The following is a 15,892-nucleotide window of genomic DNA, read 5'->3' as shown; positions in this document are numbered from 1 at the left end:
TGTATGACTGTTTTCTGAAAATCGTGCATAAGTTTTCTCTCGGCATAAAAAAACCGGCGCTTACGCCGGTTTTTTTGTACCCGTGGAAACCTCAGACCTTGTCGATATCCACATCGCGGGTTTCTTTCAGGCAGAACAGCCCCACCACCAGGCTCACCCCCGTGATCAATACCGGGTACCATAGCCCATAGAAGATATCGCCGGTGTAGACCACCAGGGCGAACGACACCGTGGGCAGGAAGCCGCCGAACCAGCCGTTACCAATGTGATAGGGCAGCGACATCGAGGTGTAGCGGATGCGCGTCGGGAACAGCTCGACCATCACCGCCGCCAACGGACCATAGGTCATGGTCGCGATCAGGATCATCGCCACGATCAGTACCACCACCATGGTTTCGTTGACGGCAGCAGGATCGGCCTTGGCCGGGTAGCCCGCCTTCTCGATGGCTGCACGCAGTGCCGCCTCATCGAAACCATTGATGCGCTGGTCACCGACCGTCACTACCACTTCGCTGCCAGTGGCAACCGACTCGGAGCTGTACGGGAGGCCTTGCTTGACCAGGAAGGTCTTGACCTTGTCGCAAGGGCTGTCAAAGCGCGCCTTGCCCACCGGGTCGAACTGGAAGGTGCAGCCTTGTGGATCGGCCATGACCACGATCGGTGCCTGGCGGCTGGCGGCATCGATCTGCGGGTTGGCGTAATGACTCAGGGCCTTGAACAGCGGGAAGTAGAGCAGGGTGGCCAACAACAGGCCAAGCATCAGGATCGGCTTGCGCCCGATCCGGTCCGACAACCAGCCGAAGAACACGAAGAACGGGGCACCGATTACCACGCTGATGATCAACAGCGTATTGGCCTGGGCGGGGTCCATCTTGAGCATCTGGGTGAGGAAGAACAGCACGTAGAACTGCGCGGTGTAAAAGGTGACCGCTTGCCCCGCGTTGATACTGAACAGCGCCGTGAGCACCACCTTGAGGTTGGCCCACGAGCCGAAGGACTCACGGATCGGCGCTTTGCTTGCCTTGCCCTGGGCCTTCATTTTCACGAAGGCAGGCGACTCGTGCATGCTCATGCGGATCCAGGTCGAGATCGCCAGCAGCACGATCGAGAGCAAGAACGGCAGGCGCCAGCCCCAGACTTCGAACTGATCTCCACTGATGTAGCGGCTGCCCAGAACGACCAGCAGTGACAACAACAAACCGAGGGTGGCCGTGGACTGGATGAAACCGGTGTGAAAGCCACGCTTGCCCGGTGGCGCATGCTCGGCCACGTAGGTCGCCGCACCACCATATTCACCACCCAGGGCCAGCCCCTGGAGCATGCGCAGAATCACCAGAATGATCGGCGCGGCAATACCGATGCTGGCGTAGGTAGGCAGCAGGCCGACCGCGAAGGTCGACAGGCCCATCAGCACGATGGTCACCAGAAAGGTGTATTTGCGCCCGATCATGTCACCCAGGCGCCCGAACACCAGTGCGCCGAACGGGCGCACCAGAAAACCGGCGGCAAAGGCCATCAAGGCAAAGATAAAGGCAGTGGTGTCGTTCACGCCGGCAAAGAACTGCTTGCTGATGACCGCCGCCAGTGCCCCATAGAGAAAAAAGTCATACCACTCGAACACTGTCCCGAGGGATGACGCGAAAATGATCTTGCGCTCTTCACGCCGACTGTTGCTGGCCGTCGTCGCGCCCTGCTCCTGAATGTAATCCGACATCGTTGCTGTCCTCGGCCTGAAGGCCCCAGTGATTATTCTTGTTGTTCCACTGTCGACGCTGGCAGACCGCGTCCGGCGTCGTTACTGCTACGCACCCTGGTCAGGGCGTCGGTATTGCGCTTTCTTCGTCGATTCGGGTTGTGGATAACGTCCCCCGTGTAATCAGTTGCGCCGCCTTCTCGGCAATCATCAACGTGGGTGAGCAGGTATTGCCGGAAACAATCTGCGGCATGATCGAGGCGTCGGCGATGCGCAGCCCCGGCACGCCATGCACGCGCAGTTGGTCATCGACCACACCCAGTGGCCCGTTGCCCATGCGGCAGGTACCCACTGGATGAAAAATGGTGGTGCCGATCTGGCCGGCGGCCTCATGCAGTTGCTCTTCACTCTGCAGATCTGGCCCGGGCAAATATTCCTTCGGGCTGAACGCGGCCAGGGCAGGGGCCTGGACGATCTTGCGGGTGATGCGGATGGCCTGGGCGGCTACGCGCAGGTCCTCAGGGTCACTGAGGTAGTTGGGGTCGATCAGCGGGGCATCGTCCGGGTTGGCCGAGCGGATATCGATACGCCCGCGGCTGGCCGGGCGCAGGTTGCACACCGAGGCGGTGAAGGCCGGAAAGTGATGCAACGGCTCGCCGAAACGCTCCAGTGACAGCGGCTGGACATGGTACTGGAGGTTGGCTGACGCCTGCTCTGGCCCTGAACGTACAAACGCCCCAAGCTGACTGGGTGCCATGGCCAGCGGGCCGCTGCGGTCGTACAGGTAGCGCAGGCCCATACCCAGCTTGCCCCAGGTGCTATTGGCAACTTGATTGAGGGTGCGCGCCTGGCTGACCTGATAGATCAGGCGCAGCTGCAGGTGGTCTTGCAGGTTGCCGCCGACACCGGGTAACTCATGACGGACGGCGATCCCCAGGCTTTCGAGCAAACCACGCGGGCCGATGCCCGAGCGCTGCAGGATGCCTGGCGACCCCACAGATCCCGCGCACAGGATGATTTCCCGGCGGGCACTGAAGTGTTGCCAGTTACCCTGCCAGCGTGCCCGCACCGCCGAAGCGCGACCGTTGTCGAGGATCACCTGATCCACCAGCACATCGGTCAGGACGGTCAGATTGGGTCGCTTGAGTACCGGCCGCAAGAATGCCTTGGCCGAGTTCCAGCGAATGCCGGAACGCTGGTTGACCTGAAAGTATCCACAGCCCTGGTTATCGCCGCCATTGAAGTCGTCCACGGTATCGATTCCGCTCTGTGCCGCGGCTTCGCGAAAGGCATCGAGAATGGCCCAGGAATAGCGTTGCTGTTCAACCCGCCACTCGCCCTCGTTGCCGTGGACCTCACTGGCCCCGCCAAAATGGTTCTCACTGGCCTTGAACAAGGGCAAGACATCTTTCCAGGCCCAGCCGGCATTGCCTTGCTCGGCCCAACGGTCGTAGTCACCGGCCTGGCCACGCATGTAGATCATGCCGTTGATGGAAGAGCAGCCACCGAGCACCTTGCCCCGTGGATACCCCAGGGCTCGCCCGTTGAGGCCGGGCTGGGCTTCGGTCTTGAAGCACCAATCGGTGCGGGGATTACCGATGCAATAGAGGTAACCCACCGGTATGTGAATCCAGGGATAGTTGTCGCGACCGCCCGCTTCGAGCAGCAACACCCGGCAGCCCGGGTCGGCGGACAAACGATTGGCCAGCAGGCATCCGGCTGGGCCGGCACCCACGACCACATAGTCGTAGACAGGATCGGCTGATGGCATGGGCAACCTCGCGCCTGATTATTATTCTTGTCCCCACCCATGTTATTGATTAATTTCGAGATGAAAACGTTAGATTTCACTCAAGTGCTGTGCGTTTTAGAACAACGTCTCGTGAACGATTCATTCACAAGGAAAAGCATGTTCGACTGGAATGATCTGCGGTTTTTTCTCGAGTTGCAGCGTAGCGGTCGCCTGCTGACCGCGGCTAAACGCCTCAACACCACCCATAGCACCGTGGCCCGGCATATCGACAATATCGAGCAGAGCCTGGGCACTGCATTGTTCGTTCAGCACGCCCAGGGCTATGAACTGACGCCTTCCGGCCAGGCCCTGCTCAAGCACGCCGAAGCCATGGAAAACGTTGCCCTGCTGGCGCAGGAGGAAATCACCCAGGCCATCACCCCGTTGGGCAAGATTCGCCTGGGGGTAACCGAAGGCATCGGCATCATGTTCTTCACCCCGCGCATGGGCAGCCTGTTCGAGCGTTACCCGGGTCTGGAGGTGGAGCTGGTGGCAGTGCCGCGCTTTGTCAGCATCCTCAACCGCGAGGCGGAAATCAGCATCCACCTTGAACGGCCCAACGCAGACCTGTTGATCACCCGCAAACTCACCGACTACCGGCTGGCGCTGTACGCCAGCCCCGACTACCTGGCCAAGGCGCCAGCACTCCATCACCGCGAAGACCTGGCCAGGCACAGCTGGATTGGTTACGTGGACGACCTGCTGTTCAGCCAGGAGCTGCTGTTCCTCAACAGCTTCTGCCGGGCGCCGAACGTGGTGTTTCGCAGCACCAGTGTAATTGCCCAGCAACAGGCCGCTCGGGCAGGGCTGGGCATTGCCGTGCTCCCCAACTACATGGCCCGGCATGACCCGGCGCTGGTCCGAGTGCTGCCCAGCGAGACCATCCAGCGCAGTTACTGGATCTGTACCCGCCGCGAACTGCACAAGTCAGTCCGCCTGCGGGTGGTCTGGGACTTCCTCCTGGCACTGTGCGCTGAAGAGCAGGGCGCCTTGCTCGCAGAGTAGCCCTCAGTTGCCCAGGGCTTTGGCCGCCAGCAGCACTGCCGCGCAGATGCCCACCGTCGCAAACAGTTGCTGCAGACGCGGCCCGGCCAGGCGACTCGCCAGTGGACGGGCGAGCAGCAGCCCCAGCACCGCGCCCAAGGCAAACGGCGCGCCCACCGCCCAATGCATTACACCGCCGATGCTGGCGCTGACCACACTGCCAGTGGATACCAGGGCAATCACCGCCAGCGAGGTGGCGACGATGCTCTTCATCGGCAGGTTGGTGTAGCGGCTCAGGGCCGGGACGATTACAAAGCCGCCGCCCACACCTAGCAGCCCGGAAAGCAGTCCCGACAACAGCCCGGTGAACGCCAGCGCCCGGGCGCAGGGCAGGGTCCAGCGCAGACGTCCCTGCAAGGGGTTCAGTACGCAAGGCATCAGGCTGCGTTCGCCCAGGGGCGGCTCGCCGCGCAACTCACGGCGCGCCTTGAGCAACATGCGCCCGCAGGCGTACACCAGCACGGCGGCGAAGGCCAAGGCCAGTGGCCCGTTCGGCAGTTGGTGCGCCAGCATCAAGCCAATCGGGGCGGCAACAACACCGATCAGCGCGACAAAGGCCGCCGCTCGATAACGCACAACCCCTTGGCGCAGCCCCAGCGCCGCGCCTACCGCGGCAGCCATACCGACGGCCAACAAGCCCACCGGCGCCGCCTCGACCATCGACAAGCCAAGGCCGAAGACCAGTAGCGGCACGGCCAGTATGCCGCCGCCGGCGCCAGTCAATGCCAACACGGCGCCAATGATTGCCCCCAACCCAGTCGCAACAAAAGGCTGTTCGATCACTGCCGAACCTCGACCGGTGCAGCCTGGGGCTTGGCCAGCCACTCCCGCCCCTTAAGCATGCAGCGCCAGTACAGGGGCGGCAGGATCTGCGCCTTGAGCAACCACGCCAGCCGCGTTGGCCGACGGCCGTCCAGCAGCCAGCGCGGAAAGCTCGGCGCTACTTTGCCGCCGTAGGTGAACTCGGCCAGTACGATCTTGCCTCGCTCGACGGTCAGCGGGCAGGAACCATAGCCGTCGTAGTGCGCGACGTTTGGCAGGCGGCCAAGGGCGACCAGCACGTTGTTGGCAACCACCGGCGCCTGCTTTCGCGCGGCGGCGGCGGTCTTGGCGTTGGTGGTGTTGATGCCATCCCCCAACGCGTGAATGTTCAAGAATTTGCGATGACGCAGGGTGGCAGGGTCGACATCGATCCAGCCGCCAGTGTCAGCCAGGGGGCTGTTGCGGATGAAGTCGGGGGCGACTTGCGGTGGGACCACATGCAGCATGTCGAAGGGCTGCACATGGGGTTCGCTGCTGCCATCGGGCAGGGTGCGGATGAACGTGGCCTGCTTGCCCGGACCGTCGACCGCCACCAGGCGATGAGCGTACTGAAGATCCACGGCGTACTTGTCGATGTATTCCATCAGCGCCGGTACGTAGTCCGCCACGCCAAACAGCACTGCACCCGCGTTGAAGAACTGCGCCTGGATGCTGCCCAGACGACCATTGCGCAACCAGTGATCACACGACAGGTACAGGGCTTTCTGTGGCGCGCCGGCGCACTTGATCGGCATTGGCGGCTGGCTGAACACGGCGCACCCCTCGCGAAGGTTCTGCACCAGTTGCCACGTGTAAGGCGCCAGGTCATAGCGATAGTTGGAGGTAACGCCATTGCGGCCCAAGGTTTCGCTCAAGCCTTCGATGGCGTTCCAATCGAGCTTCAGCCCCGGACACACCACCAACTGTTCGTAACTGAGCACGCGGTCATCATCCAGGCTGACGGTCTGCGCCTGGGGATCGAAGCTTTCGACGCGCGCCTTGATCCAGCGAACGCCGGAAGGAATGGTCGAGGCCATGCTGCGCGCTGTGCTGGGGGCGTTGAAGATACCCGCGCCAACCATGGTCCAGCCGGGCTGGTAGTAATGGGTGTCGGCCGGATCGATGATGGCGATATCCAGCGCCGGGTCTCGGCAGATCAGGCTGGAGGCGGCAGCGATACCGGCAGCCCCTGCGCCGACAATCAGGACCTTGTGATGATCGCCTTGGGGCGATTGGGTAGAGCAGGCAGGCATGGCAAGGTATTCCTTTAATAATAATTCTGGGGTGTTGCTCAGAGTGCGTTGAGCGGAATCTTCAGGTAGCGCACACCGTTCGCTTCAGGCTCTGGCAACTGGCCGCTACGCATGTTGATCTGGACGGACGGCAGGATCAGTACCGGCATATCGAGGGTGGCATCGCGGGCTTCGCGCATGGCCACGAAGCTGTCTTCGCTGATGCCTTCGCGCACATGGATATTGCTGGCGCGCTGTTCGGCCACTGTCGTCATGTAGCGCAGCTCGCGGCCGCCGGGCAGGTAGTCATGGCACATGAACAGCCATGTATCCGCGGGCAGGGCAAGGATGCGCTGGATCGAGCGGTACAGGGTGCGCGCGCTGGCGCCAGGGAAATCACAGCGAGCGGTGCCGTAGTCGGGCATGAACAGGGTGTCGCCGACGAACGCGACGCACTGCCCGTCGACCTCCACCACATAGGTCATGCAGGCCGGTGTATGGCCAGGTGTATGCAGGGCGCGGGCACGCAAAGTGCCGATGGCAAATGCCTGCTCGTCCTCGAACAGCACATCGAACTGGCTACCGTCTCGGGCAAACCCCTGATCGGCATTGAACAGGGCACCAAACACCTTTTGCACCTGGGTGATCTGATTGCCGATGGCGACCTGGCCACCGAGGGACTGTTTGAGATAGGCCGCTGCCGACAAGTGATCGGCATGCACATGGGTTTCCAGAATCCACTGCACCTGGCCGCCGAGCGCCTTGACCCGGGCGATGAGCTTGTCGGCCGACGCAGTGTTGGTACGGCCGGACTTGGGATCGTAGTCCAGCACGCTGTCGATCAACGCGCACTGACTACTGCTCCTATCCATCACCAGATAACTGATGGTCGAGGTCGCGTCGTCGAACAACGCTTCCACATACAAATTGCCGCCGATGATCATTACCGCTCTCCAGAATTTCCAGGTGCCATGGCTTCGAGCCGTGTATGGGCATTGGCCAAGCTGTCATCAAGATGTGTGCCACCGTTCAAGCGGACCTTGGTTGCGCTAAAACGCCGGTTTCAGTGGCGGTTCATGGCGTGCCCGGCGACAGACTGCCGTTCGGTCTGTCAGCTCATGGCAGTCCCTGGCAGTTTTTGGCAGTCGCTCTCGCCTTCAGTTAAGCTGCTCGGGTGCTTTTCCTGGTGCCTTATGTCTTATTCTTCGCGAGCAATGCCCGACCCCGCCGTCCAAGCATTGGTGTCCTACCTTGAGCATGACGCACAGCCAACCATCGTGCTGGACACCGACTACAACATTCTGGCGGCCAACGCGGCGTATCAACGCCAGTTCGGTGTCGAAGGCCAGCCCCCGGTGGGCAGCAAATGCCATCGGGTTTCCCACCATTACGCCGTGCCCTGCGACCAGGCAGGCGAGCTGTGTCCGATGCGCAAAGCCTGGGAGAGCCGCACGCCGGAGCGGGTGCTGCATGTACATCACACGCCGCGCGGGCCTGAACACGTTGATGTCGAACTGCGGCCGATCCTCGATCAGCAGGGTGAGGTCGTGGCCTTTGTCGAGCGTCTGACCAGCATTGCCGTTGCATCGGCACAGCCACAGCAGCAAGGGTTGGTAGGGCGCTCTCCGGCATTCCAGGCATCGCTGGCCAGCTTGCAGCGTGCTGCACCCGCGCAGATTCCTGTGCTCTTGCAGGGCGAGTCCGGTACCGGCAAGGAGCTCTTTGCCCGCGCCTTGCACCTGGGCAGCCCGCGGGCCAATGGTCCGCTGGTAGTGGTCGACTGCACCGGCCTCACCGAGTCGCTGTTCGAGAGCGAACTGTTTGGCTACGAGAAGGGCGCCTTCACCGGCGCCTTGCAGCGCAAGATCGGCCTGGCCGAAGCCGCGCATGGCGGTACCTTGTTCCTTGATGAGATTGGTGAAGTGCCGTTGGCCATGCAGGTCAAACTGCTGCGCCTGATCGAGTCGGGAAGCTTTCGCCCGGTGGGCAGCCTGCGTACCGTCCACTCCGACTTCCGCCTGATTTCGGCGACGCACAAGCCGCTCAAGGAAATGGCCGCCGCCGGCACTTTCCGTGAAGACCTCTACTACCGTATCAGCGGTTTTCCCATTCGCCTACCGGCGTTACGGGAGCGGGTAGACGACTTGCCACTGTTGGTCGAAAGCCTGCTGCAGCGCATGGCCGGCAAGACCGCGCCGCAGGTCGACAGCGAAGTGATGAAGCAGCTCAGCCTGCACAGTTTCCCCGGCAATATCCGAGAGCTGCGTAATATCCTTGAGCGGGCGCGCCTGTTTGCCGATGACGGTGTCATCCGCCCAGAACACCTGCCAGCCGAGTTGGCAAGCGAGGAGGGTAGGCACGCACAACAACCAGGACGACGGCGCAGCAAGGACACCCTCGGACAACTGGCTCATGCGCTGGAGAGCTTTGATGGTTCTCGCAGTGAGCTGGCGCAACACCTGGGGTTGAGTGAGCGCACGCTGTATCGGCGTTTGCGCGAGCTTGGACTTTAAGTCCCCCAGAAACAACAAACCCCGGCAGAGGCCGGGGTTTGTTTTTGGGGTGTGGGAACCTGATGTAGGTTCACAAAATAGATGATTCGGTTGCCCCTGCAAACATTGACGAAAACTCACCTTTTTTGTGAGACCGCCGGTTAGGACTCACAAAAAAAATGAGAAGAGCCTATTCGCCTCACACAATAGTTGGTTCCACGTGGAACATGAGCGCGCAGGCGAACCGGCTGAGGAACGGTGAAACCGTGCTTATTGATGGCAGCTTGTCGGCGCTGATTGAATCGCCCCTTGTTTTCCTGAACACATCCACCAGCACGACCAGGCCCCTCAAAAAACTCCTCATCCACTGGTTAAATACACAGGTAGCCCCCCATCTTGTGTTGCAGGGCCAGCGCACCGCTGTCATCCACAGTGAGGAAAGATCTATGCGTTTGATGCTTCAGGCTGTGTTTTCGTTGGCTGTTCCCCTGGCTATGCTCGCCGGCACCAGTGAAGCGAGCGAAATCGCACGTGTTGAGTTTCCAGCGAATCAAGGGAATTACGTTCAGGCCTATGAGAGCGGTGGAACCAAATGGATCGAGCTTGTAACTGTCGATGCCAACGGCCACCGTCGTACTGCTAAGGGGACGGTTTCGTCCGGAAAGGGTGCTGATTTCTCCAAGCGGCTTTACGAGGTCTCAGCTGATTTTGGTCCATGTGGTACAGGGGAACTGATGCAGCCGGACTACGTCGGTAAAACTGTTTACTTTCAGGGCTTCAAAAATGGGACAGGTACATGTGAAATCCAGAATCCTCCCTATGAACTCACGCGGATCATCCGTTAAGTCGATTGAGAACTCCCAGTTTCACTGACGAGAGTCGCTGAGGGTCTGGTAACTTTCTAGTCAACAGCGACAAAGAGAAAGGGGGCGCTGTTTTTAGGCGAACTCTTTCTCCTCGAGGCACGTTAGGCGCACATCGGTGCGAATAACGTGCCTTGCACCTCTATAAAAACGCCAGTGTTAGATTGATGCTAAAGCCATCGCCTTCAGGACGATTCTTGGTATCGAATTCTGGTACCCAGCGGGCACTGATGTTGACCTGCGTGTCAGCAAACTTACCTGTCCAGGCAACTACCGGACCTGCACCGACGGAGCGTCCGCGAAAGCCGCTGGTGGCGCCTTCTCCGGTGTCATCGCTGATTTGCTGGATATAACCTGCCGCCATGCCGGCGGCCCAGCCGTCGCCCAAGCCATGGGTCCACAATGCCTCTAGGGTGAACAACTCGCCGTTCTGGTAGTTGGTTGCATCGTTCTCGGTATAAAACTCCAGCCCACTGGACACGGTGAACTCGCCACCTTTTCCGTCGAGATGTGTGAACGCCACCGTGGGCATGAGGGTGTAAGTGTTTTGGCCGGCATTGGCCAGCCGATCGTCGTTGTATGCACCGGTTGGCATATAGATTGGTAGCGAGAACGAGATATGGTTCACCGCATCGAAGTGGTAACCAGCCGCAATCGGCGTCACCAGCATGTCGGCAAATTGGGTGGCCTCGTCTCCGGTACCCAAGGTCCTCCCTCGGGGACCGGTGATACTCGCACTAATATCAGTGTGCTGCACTGGTACACCGATGGCCGAGGCGTAGTTCCAACGTCCCTTACCTGTGTCCCATACATGGGTGAAGTTTGCCATGGTATAGGAGACTTTCATGTCCAACCCGGTACTCGAGGTGCCCCCGATTGGCACCTGAACATTGCCCTTCAGGTCGCCGTCATACCAAATACTGGTCAAGGACATTACCCAACCAGGTTCCGGTGGGACGATCCCGGCATTGGAGAATACCTGTTGGCCAGTGACCGGCCGGCCGACGCCGCCTTCAACGGCCATTGCTATTGGACTGCTGCCGACCATGCTTAGTGCTAACAGGATGCGCAGTACGTAGGGGTTGAACATGAGTGTCTTCGCTTATTGTTTTTGAGAGACGGGTGTCAGCAACGGAAGTTTCCACTGACCGCTGGTGACTTCCGGCTTGGGCAGGTACAGACGCAGCACTCCGTAGAAAGGCCCGTTTGGTGCTGGCAGCCAGTTGTTTATCAGGTCTTTGGCCGGCGCCTTGTTCTGCACATACAAGGTCAATCCACCATCGGCGTCCAGCTTAAGGTCTTGCACCATGCGCGAGTTGATCAGGTAGCGGTTAATCGGGTTTTCGACCAGTAACTGAGTCTTCCCGTCATACATTGTGAGCGACCAAAAGGCGTTGGCTGGAGGCAGTTGCCCTTTGGGGAAATGCAGGGTGTAGTCGTGGATTTCGGCATTGGCGGCCTTGCCGCTGTTGTCGACGAAGTAGCCCATGTAAGCAGCCTCTTCAGCGGAGTTGCCGAAAATACCCATTTTGGCGCCAGCGTAACGGTACAGATAATTGTTCTTCAGATGTTCGCGAGTGCCGAAAAAGTCTCCACTGACAACTTTGTGGGTATCGACTTGAGATTTCTTGAATGTTTCGAATTCCGCTCGACCGTCATCGATACCTGCTTGCAACACCCGAAGTTGTTCTGCGCTGAGCTTGTGCTCGTCGAATGATTGGCCAGGGCCCACGCCAATCTTGGCAAACCGCTCCATGACGTCTTTCTCACTGGGCACTGTAGGGGCGAAGGACAGCATGAAACTGAGATATCGGAACAAGGCAGGTTGCTGGGTGATGTCGGCATCTGGCTTTGGCCAGTTTATCGTCCCGGCGACAGGTTTGTCGGTTTTACCGAGAAAGGCACTGAGACCCTGGACCTTGTAGCCTTGTTGGACATTCTTGACGTTAGCCAGGTCGCTTTCGTCAAACAGCTGGGTGCGGTACAAGGCGTAGGCAATGTTGCTTTCACTACGAATGAGTTTGTCGATGTTCGCTGGTTTTGTACCTTGCCAGTCTGGGCCAGCGATCATGTATCGACCACCCTTGTTACCGGTTTTACGGGTTCCGAGGTAATCGAAATTCTGAGTATAAAGGTCAATGAGTTGAACGGAGTAGTAGCGGCTGTCTTCGATGGCTGGCAGCGTCAGCACCAGCGGTTCGGCTCTCAAATCCATCCATACGAATGAATAAGGAGTATCTGAGTTCGGCGTAATGATCGCGGTGTCTTTGGGAGTGAAGACGTTGGCACTGTTGCCGATCTGATTGAACGGTGCTTTAAAATTCGGTCCATGTTGATCGATCGCTTGGGCATACAGCGTTTTGTACATTTCAACAGCAGGAAAGCCGTAAAGGTAAGCTTCCTTGGCGATGGCTCGGGCTTCGGCTGGGGTGGCGCTGAAGTCAGCTTGCGCCGTGCTGGCGAGCAGGCCGAAAAGGCCGGCCAAGAACAGACGTGATTTGGTCATTGCATTCATGGCGGCGTCCTTATTTGGCAAGTTGAATGTCATTCAGCTTCCAGCTTTTGTCGAAGTAAGCTTGTGTAGGCGCGTAGAGGCGGAAGTAGCTGAACCAGTGTTTGCCAGGCACTGTCTGCACCCAATTATTTTCCATTCCTACCGGGGCAGTGGGACCGAAGTAAATATCTACCGATCCGTCGGCGTTTTTCTTCAATTCTTGGCGCGACGACAGGTCGGCCTTGCGCTGGGGGTTATCGATCAGACAACGTGTGTCGGTGTCGTAGACCGTTACCGACCAGAACTGCTTGGCTGGAACTCCAGCAGGTACACGCAAGGTGTAGGCGTTGCCACCGTCAAGCCAGTTGCCAGCCTTGTCGGTATAGGCACCGAGGTAAGTCTGCCCCAAGCCAGGCGTCTTGCTGATCATGCCTTTGCTATTGGTCACAGCCTCGTAGTAGTACGCGGTACGCTCCCACAGCTGATCGAAGTACTGCATACGCTGGCTGGGGTCTGCGATATTCAACACCAGATCCCAACCCCGGTCGGGCCAGAACCGGGAGTTAGGGAAGCGCTTGGCAAAGCTATTGGCCTTGGCGATCAATTCGCCGGCTTGCGTCCCTTCAAGCAACGCCTTTTGTTGAGCCGCAGTAGGCGCGAATGGCTTGTCTTTTTCGATGCCTAAACTGGCCAGCATGGCCATATAGAATCGGTCACGCTCGGCGACTGGTTCATCTTGAATGATTGCGTGGAGACGCTGCCAGTAGGCTAAGCCTTGGGGTTGACCCCCGTACCATTTCTTGCCATTTGGTGTGACCTTACGGGTGGCCGGGGGGTTGCCATGCTGGGCATAGGGATACAGCCTGAACTGATCAACAAGAGCCTTTCCTTTGACCGGATCCGGGTCCAGCACGCGAAAACCAAGCATGACGTTCATCGTGCTGGCTTCAACGACGTAGTAACCCTGCGTATCTTGGGGCGCCTTTTCACCTGGGGGGAGTAGTAGGTATTTTCCGCCTTTGCCTTTGTCGGGCCCAGTCTGCCCAAGATCAATCACCGAACGCTGCCAGAAATCACCCACGCCACCTGCAGTCGGTCCGGCTGGTAAGTCAATCACCAGCGGACCTGTCTCTTTCAGATTAACGAAGCTGATGATGTAGGGGGTGGTGGCATTGGCAGTGAGGATGCCGAGCTTGTCCTGATAGTTGTCATAGATAACCAGGTCACCGCTCTTGGCCCCGAAGACCTTTTCGTGAGCTTGTTGCCATTCGGCAAATGCAACGATGGGCAATGCCCAAAGGTAGCTTTGGGTTGCCTGCTGGTAATCTAGCTCTTCGTACAGTTTTGCCACTGACGCTGGGGTCGGCAGCGTGCCCTGCATTTCCAGGTTAGCGAAACGCGTTTCCATGGACGAGGCGTGAGCGATACTCGCTACCAATGTCAGGGGAAACAAAAAACCTATTGTTCTTATCATTGTGCATCCTTACTTACCGAGGGTGATATTCAGTCCAGCGAATACGGTGAATTTGGGTAGACCAGGCCCCTTGTGGTCAACCGTCCACTGCGGTTCGACAAAAGCATTCAGAATGTTGTGCCCGGATTTCCAGGCCTTGCCCACACCCAGGCCCACCGGAATGTAGTGAGTGTCGTCCTTTAGGTTGTAGGTCCAAGTTCCTGTGGAGCGTAGGTACCAACCTTTGGGCAGGTTATGAATGAGGAGGGGTTGGAAGGTGGCAGTTTCTACATGCTGGCGACCATGATCACCAGCGAATGAACTCTGGTACTGCACCAACGCTCCTAGCAGGCCACGCGGCGATGAATCGATGGCGACAGCCGCCAGACCCGCCTGCCATTTGCCGGTGCCCAATTCGTCGAATTCGGCGGTGGGAGCGGTGATCTGCGGACCAATACCGAGCTGAACGCCTTCGGTCTTGAGCAAGAAGATGTCGAACAGATTGAGGTCGCCAACACCGGTGCTGTAGCCATTATGGGGATCTGGTCGAGTGCTGATCGGCAAGGTGGCGCGAAGCAGTTGCGGTACACCGATGAAGTCGCCAGGGGCAAGTGGCAGGGTGCCACGTAGCAACAGGTCATTAGTATGGGCATTGCTGTCGTCAATCGTCGGCGTGTAATAGTCCTGAATATTCAGTCCCGGTGCCAGGTTGAGCGGGTTGTTACTTTTGTTCGCTGTCTCGGCATTGTCGGCCAGCGCATGGGTGGACAATGGCGTGATTGCCGCAATAAATAAGGTGGGCAATGTGTGTTTGAACATCAACGACTCTTCCTTAAGTAGCGTGTGCCGCGTAACGAGGGTCAGCAGAATAGGAGGAAATCAACCAATTTAATACTGGGAGCAAACGCGGCTTTGCGAAAATGCTCTTGGGGCCACCGCGTACCAGCGACGAAAGGCACGGATAAAATTGGAAACCTCTCGGTAGCCCAGTCGCCCGGCTACTTCGCTTACCGCCAGCTCACCCGCCTGGATCAGATCGCCAGCCAAATAACGTCGCTGAGTATCCACAATTGCGTTGAAGCTCCACCCCTCACGTTGCAGGGCACGGTGTAGCGTACGTGAAGCCACATGAAGGTGTCGTGCCGTTTGCTCAAAGTCCGGCCCTGCAGCGAGACTTCCCAGAACCATATCGGCCACTGATTCCAGTATCGAAGGCTTCAGCGTATCCACTGCGTATCTTTCTAACGCGTCTTCCAGCGCAGCGCACACTGCCGGGCTACCTGTTGGTCGCAATTCTTGTAGGGCTTCAATGTCCAAGGCCACCTCATCGCGTTCAGCGCAGAACTGAATTTTGCCGACTGGCAACCGCAACCAAGGCGAAGGATCGATGGGGACTGAGCGACGTAGGCGTAGTTCGCATACAGCGTTGCGTGTGCCTGGCAATCCTTTTAGGTGCTGAACCTGAAGAGCCCCCCAGCAATCCACCTCCTCAATAGCGGGAAATAGTTCTTGGTTGGGTACCAAGGCTACACACAGCAGCCCGTCGCGCTCCATGCACTGCAAGGCCAAGTGGCCGGCCAGCAACGGCCAGTAGCGTACCAGCATCTGCAAGGAGGCCAGGCGGGTAGGCATCATTTGCATCAGATACGCCAAGCCCAACATTTGCCCAGGGTCATTTTGCCGGGCGGCGGCCAGCCCAATGGCTGGATCGCCACTCAGTTCGCGCGCTACCTCCCAGAATCGTCGCCCCAGAAATGCCGGCAAACGTAGTTGCGGTTGTCGCAGCGTGGTGATGCTGACCCCCCAATCGGCTTGTAGGCGCTGCAAGTCCACGCCACGGGCGTCAAGTTCCTGAACCGCTGAATTGATTATGGAGACGCATAACGACGACCTATTTCGATGCTGGGGGAAAGAATTTGTCGGCCAATGATTAACGATCTGCATGCAAATCCTCCCATGGTGGCACTAAGGCCATGCGACTACGTGTGTGTAGCCAAAGGTACGCCGTAGTACGGGCCAACCCTAGCA

Annotated in this window: 13 protein-coding genes; 3 read left to right on the top strand and 10 right to left on the bottom strand. The window is 58.8% G+C overall.

What is annotated here, in order from left to right; translation table 11 throughout:
• Positions 1–91: 91 nt before the first annotated feature.
• Positions 92–1,714 (bottom strand): MFS transporter, encoded by a 1,623-nt coding sequence (locus H621_RS0106445; protein WP_028942583.1) that lies wholly within the window; start codon positions 1,712–1,714, stop codon positions 92–94.
• A gap of 100 nt (positions 1,715–1,814) precedes the next feature.
• Complete coding sequence (locus H621_RS0106440) at positions 1,815–3,464, bottom strand: GMC family oxidoreductase (RefSeq protein ID WP_028942582.1); 1,650 nt, start codon at positions 3,462–3,464, stop codon at positions 1,815–1,817.
• 138 nt (positions 3,465–3,602) lie between these two features.
• On the opposite strand from H621_RS0106440, the gene H621_RS0106435 reads away from it, so the two are divergent.
• Positions 3,603–4,490: a LysR family transcriptional regulator gene (locus tag H621_RS0106435; protein ID WP_028942581.1), complete on the top strand. Its 888-nt coding sequence runs from the start codon at positions 3,603–3,605 to the stop codon at positions 4,488–4,490.
• A 3-nt stretch (positions 4,491–4,493) separates the two neighbouring features.
• Here H621_RS0106435 and H621_RS0106430 read toward each other — a convergent pair whose 3' ends face one another.
• The 3 genes from H621_RS0106430 to H621_RS0106420 are packed head-to-tail and all read right to left on the bottom strand — an operon-like array spanning position 4,494 to position 7,506.
• Entirely contained in the window at positions 4,494–5,312 is an 819-nt protein-coding gene (locus tag H621_RS0106430) for a sulfite exporter TauE/SafE family protein (RefSeq protein ID WP_028942580.1), read from the bottom strand.
• The gene (locus tag H621_RS0106425; RefSeq protein WP_028942579.1) at positions 5,309–6,583 is read right to left on the bottom strand and encodes an NAD(P)/FAD-dependent oxidoreductase; all 1,275 of its coding nucleotides are present in this window, start codon (positions 6,581–6,583) and stop codon (positions 5,309–5,311) included. Before H621_RS0106425 ends, H621_RS0106430 begins: the two co-directional genes overlap by 4 nt.
• Positions 6,584–6,621: 38 nt before the next feature.
• Positions 6,622–7,506 carry an MBL fold metallo-hydrolase gene (locus tag H621_RS0106420; protein ID WP_028942578.1) on the bottom strand — a complete coding sequence of 295 codons (885 nt, stop codon included), beginning with the start codon at positions 7,504–7,506 and terminating at the stop codon, positions 6,622–6,624.
• Positions 7,507–7,776: 270 nt separating this feature from the next.
• On the opposite strand from H621_RS0106420, the gene H621_RS0106415 reads away from it, so the two are divergent.
• Positions 7,777–9,075 (top strand): sigma-54 interaction domain-containing protein, encoded by a 1,299-nt coding sequence (locus tag H621_RS0106415; protein ID WP_028942577.1) that lies wholly within the window; start codon positions 7,777–7,779, stop codon positions 9,073–9,075.
• 206 nt (positions 9,076–9,281) lie between these two features.
• Positions 9,282–9,899 (top strand): hypothetical protein, encoded by a 618-nt coding sequence (locus H621_RS0106410; RefSeq protein ID WP_028942576.1) that lies wholly within the window; start codon positions 9,282–9,284, stop codon positions 9,897–9,899.
• Positions 9,900–10,059: 160 nt separating this feature from the next.
• Here the strand turns inward: H621_RS0106410 and H621_RS0106405 are convergent, their stop codons facing one another.
• The 5 genes from H621_RS0106405 to H621_RS26955 form a co-directional block, all read right to left on the bottom strand.
• Positions 10,060–11,007 carry a SphA family protein gene (locus H621_RS0106405; RefSeq protein WP_028942575.1) on the bottom strand — a complete coding sequence of 316 codons (948 nt, stop codon included), beginning with the start codon at positions 11,005–11,007 and terminating at the stop codon, positions 10,060–10,062.
• Between the two features lie 12 nt (positions 11,008–11,019).
• A complete protein-coding gene (locus H621_RS0106400) occupies positions 11,020–12,423 on the bottom strand; it encodes a DUF1254 domain-containing protein (RefSeq protein ID WP_028942574.1) in 1,404 nt (467 codons plus the stop codon).
• 19 nt (positions 12,424–12,442) lie between these two features.
• The gene (locus tag H621_RS0106395) at positions 12,443–13,885 is read right to left on the bottom strand and encodes a DUF1254 domain-containing protein (protein ID WP_028942573.1); all 1,443 of its coding nucleotides are present in this window, start codon (positions 13,883–13,885) and stop codon (positions 12,443–12,445) included.
• Between the two features lie 9 nt (positions 13,886–13,894).
• Complete coding sequence (locus H621_RS0106390; RefSeq protein WP_028942572.1) at positions 13,895–14,683, bottom strand: hypothetical protein; 789 nt, start codon at positions 14,681–14,683, stop codon at positions 13,895–13,897.
• Between the two features lie 69 nt (positions 14,684–14,752).
• Positions 14,753–15,808, bottom strand: a complete 1,056-nt coding sequence (locus H621_RS26955) for a helix-turn-helix transcriptional regulator (protein WP_084167934.1) — start codon at positions 15,806–15,808, stop codon at positions 14,753–14,755.
• Positions 15,809–15,892: the final 84 nt, after the last annotated feature.

It is taken from the genome of Pseudomonas vranovensis DSM 16006, from assembly GCF_000425805.1.
GTDB lineage: Bacteria > Pseudomonadota > Gammaproteobacteria > Pseudomonadales > Pseudomonadaceae > Aquipseudomonas > Aquipseudomonas vranovensis.
This window is presented reverse-complemented; position numbering and strand designations above follow the sequence as displayed.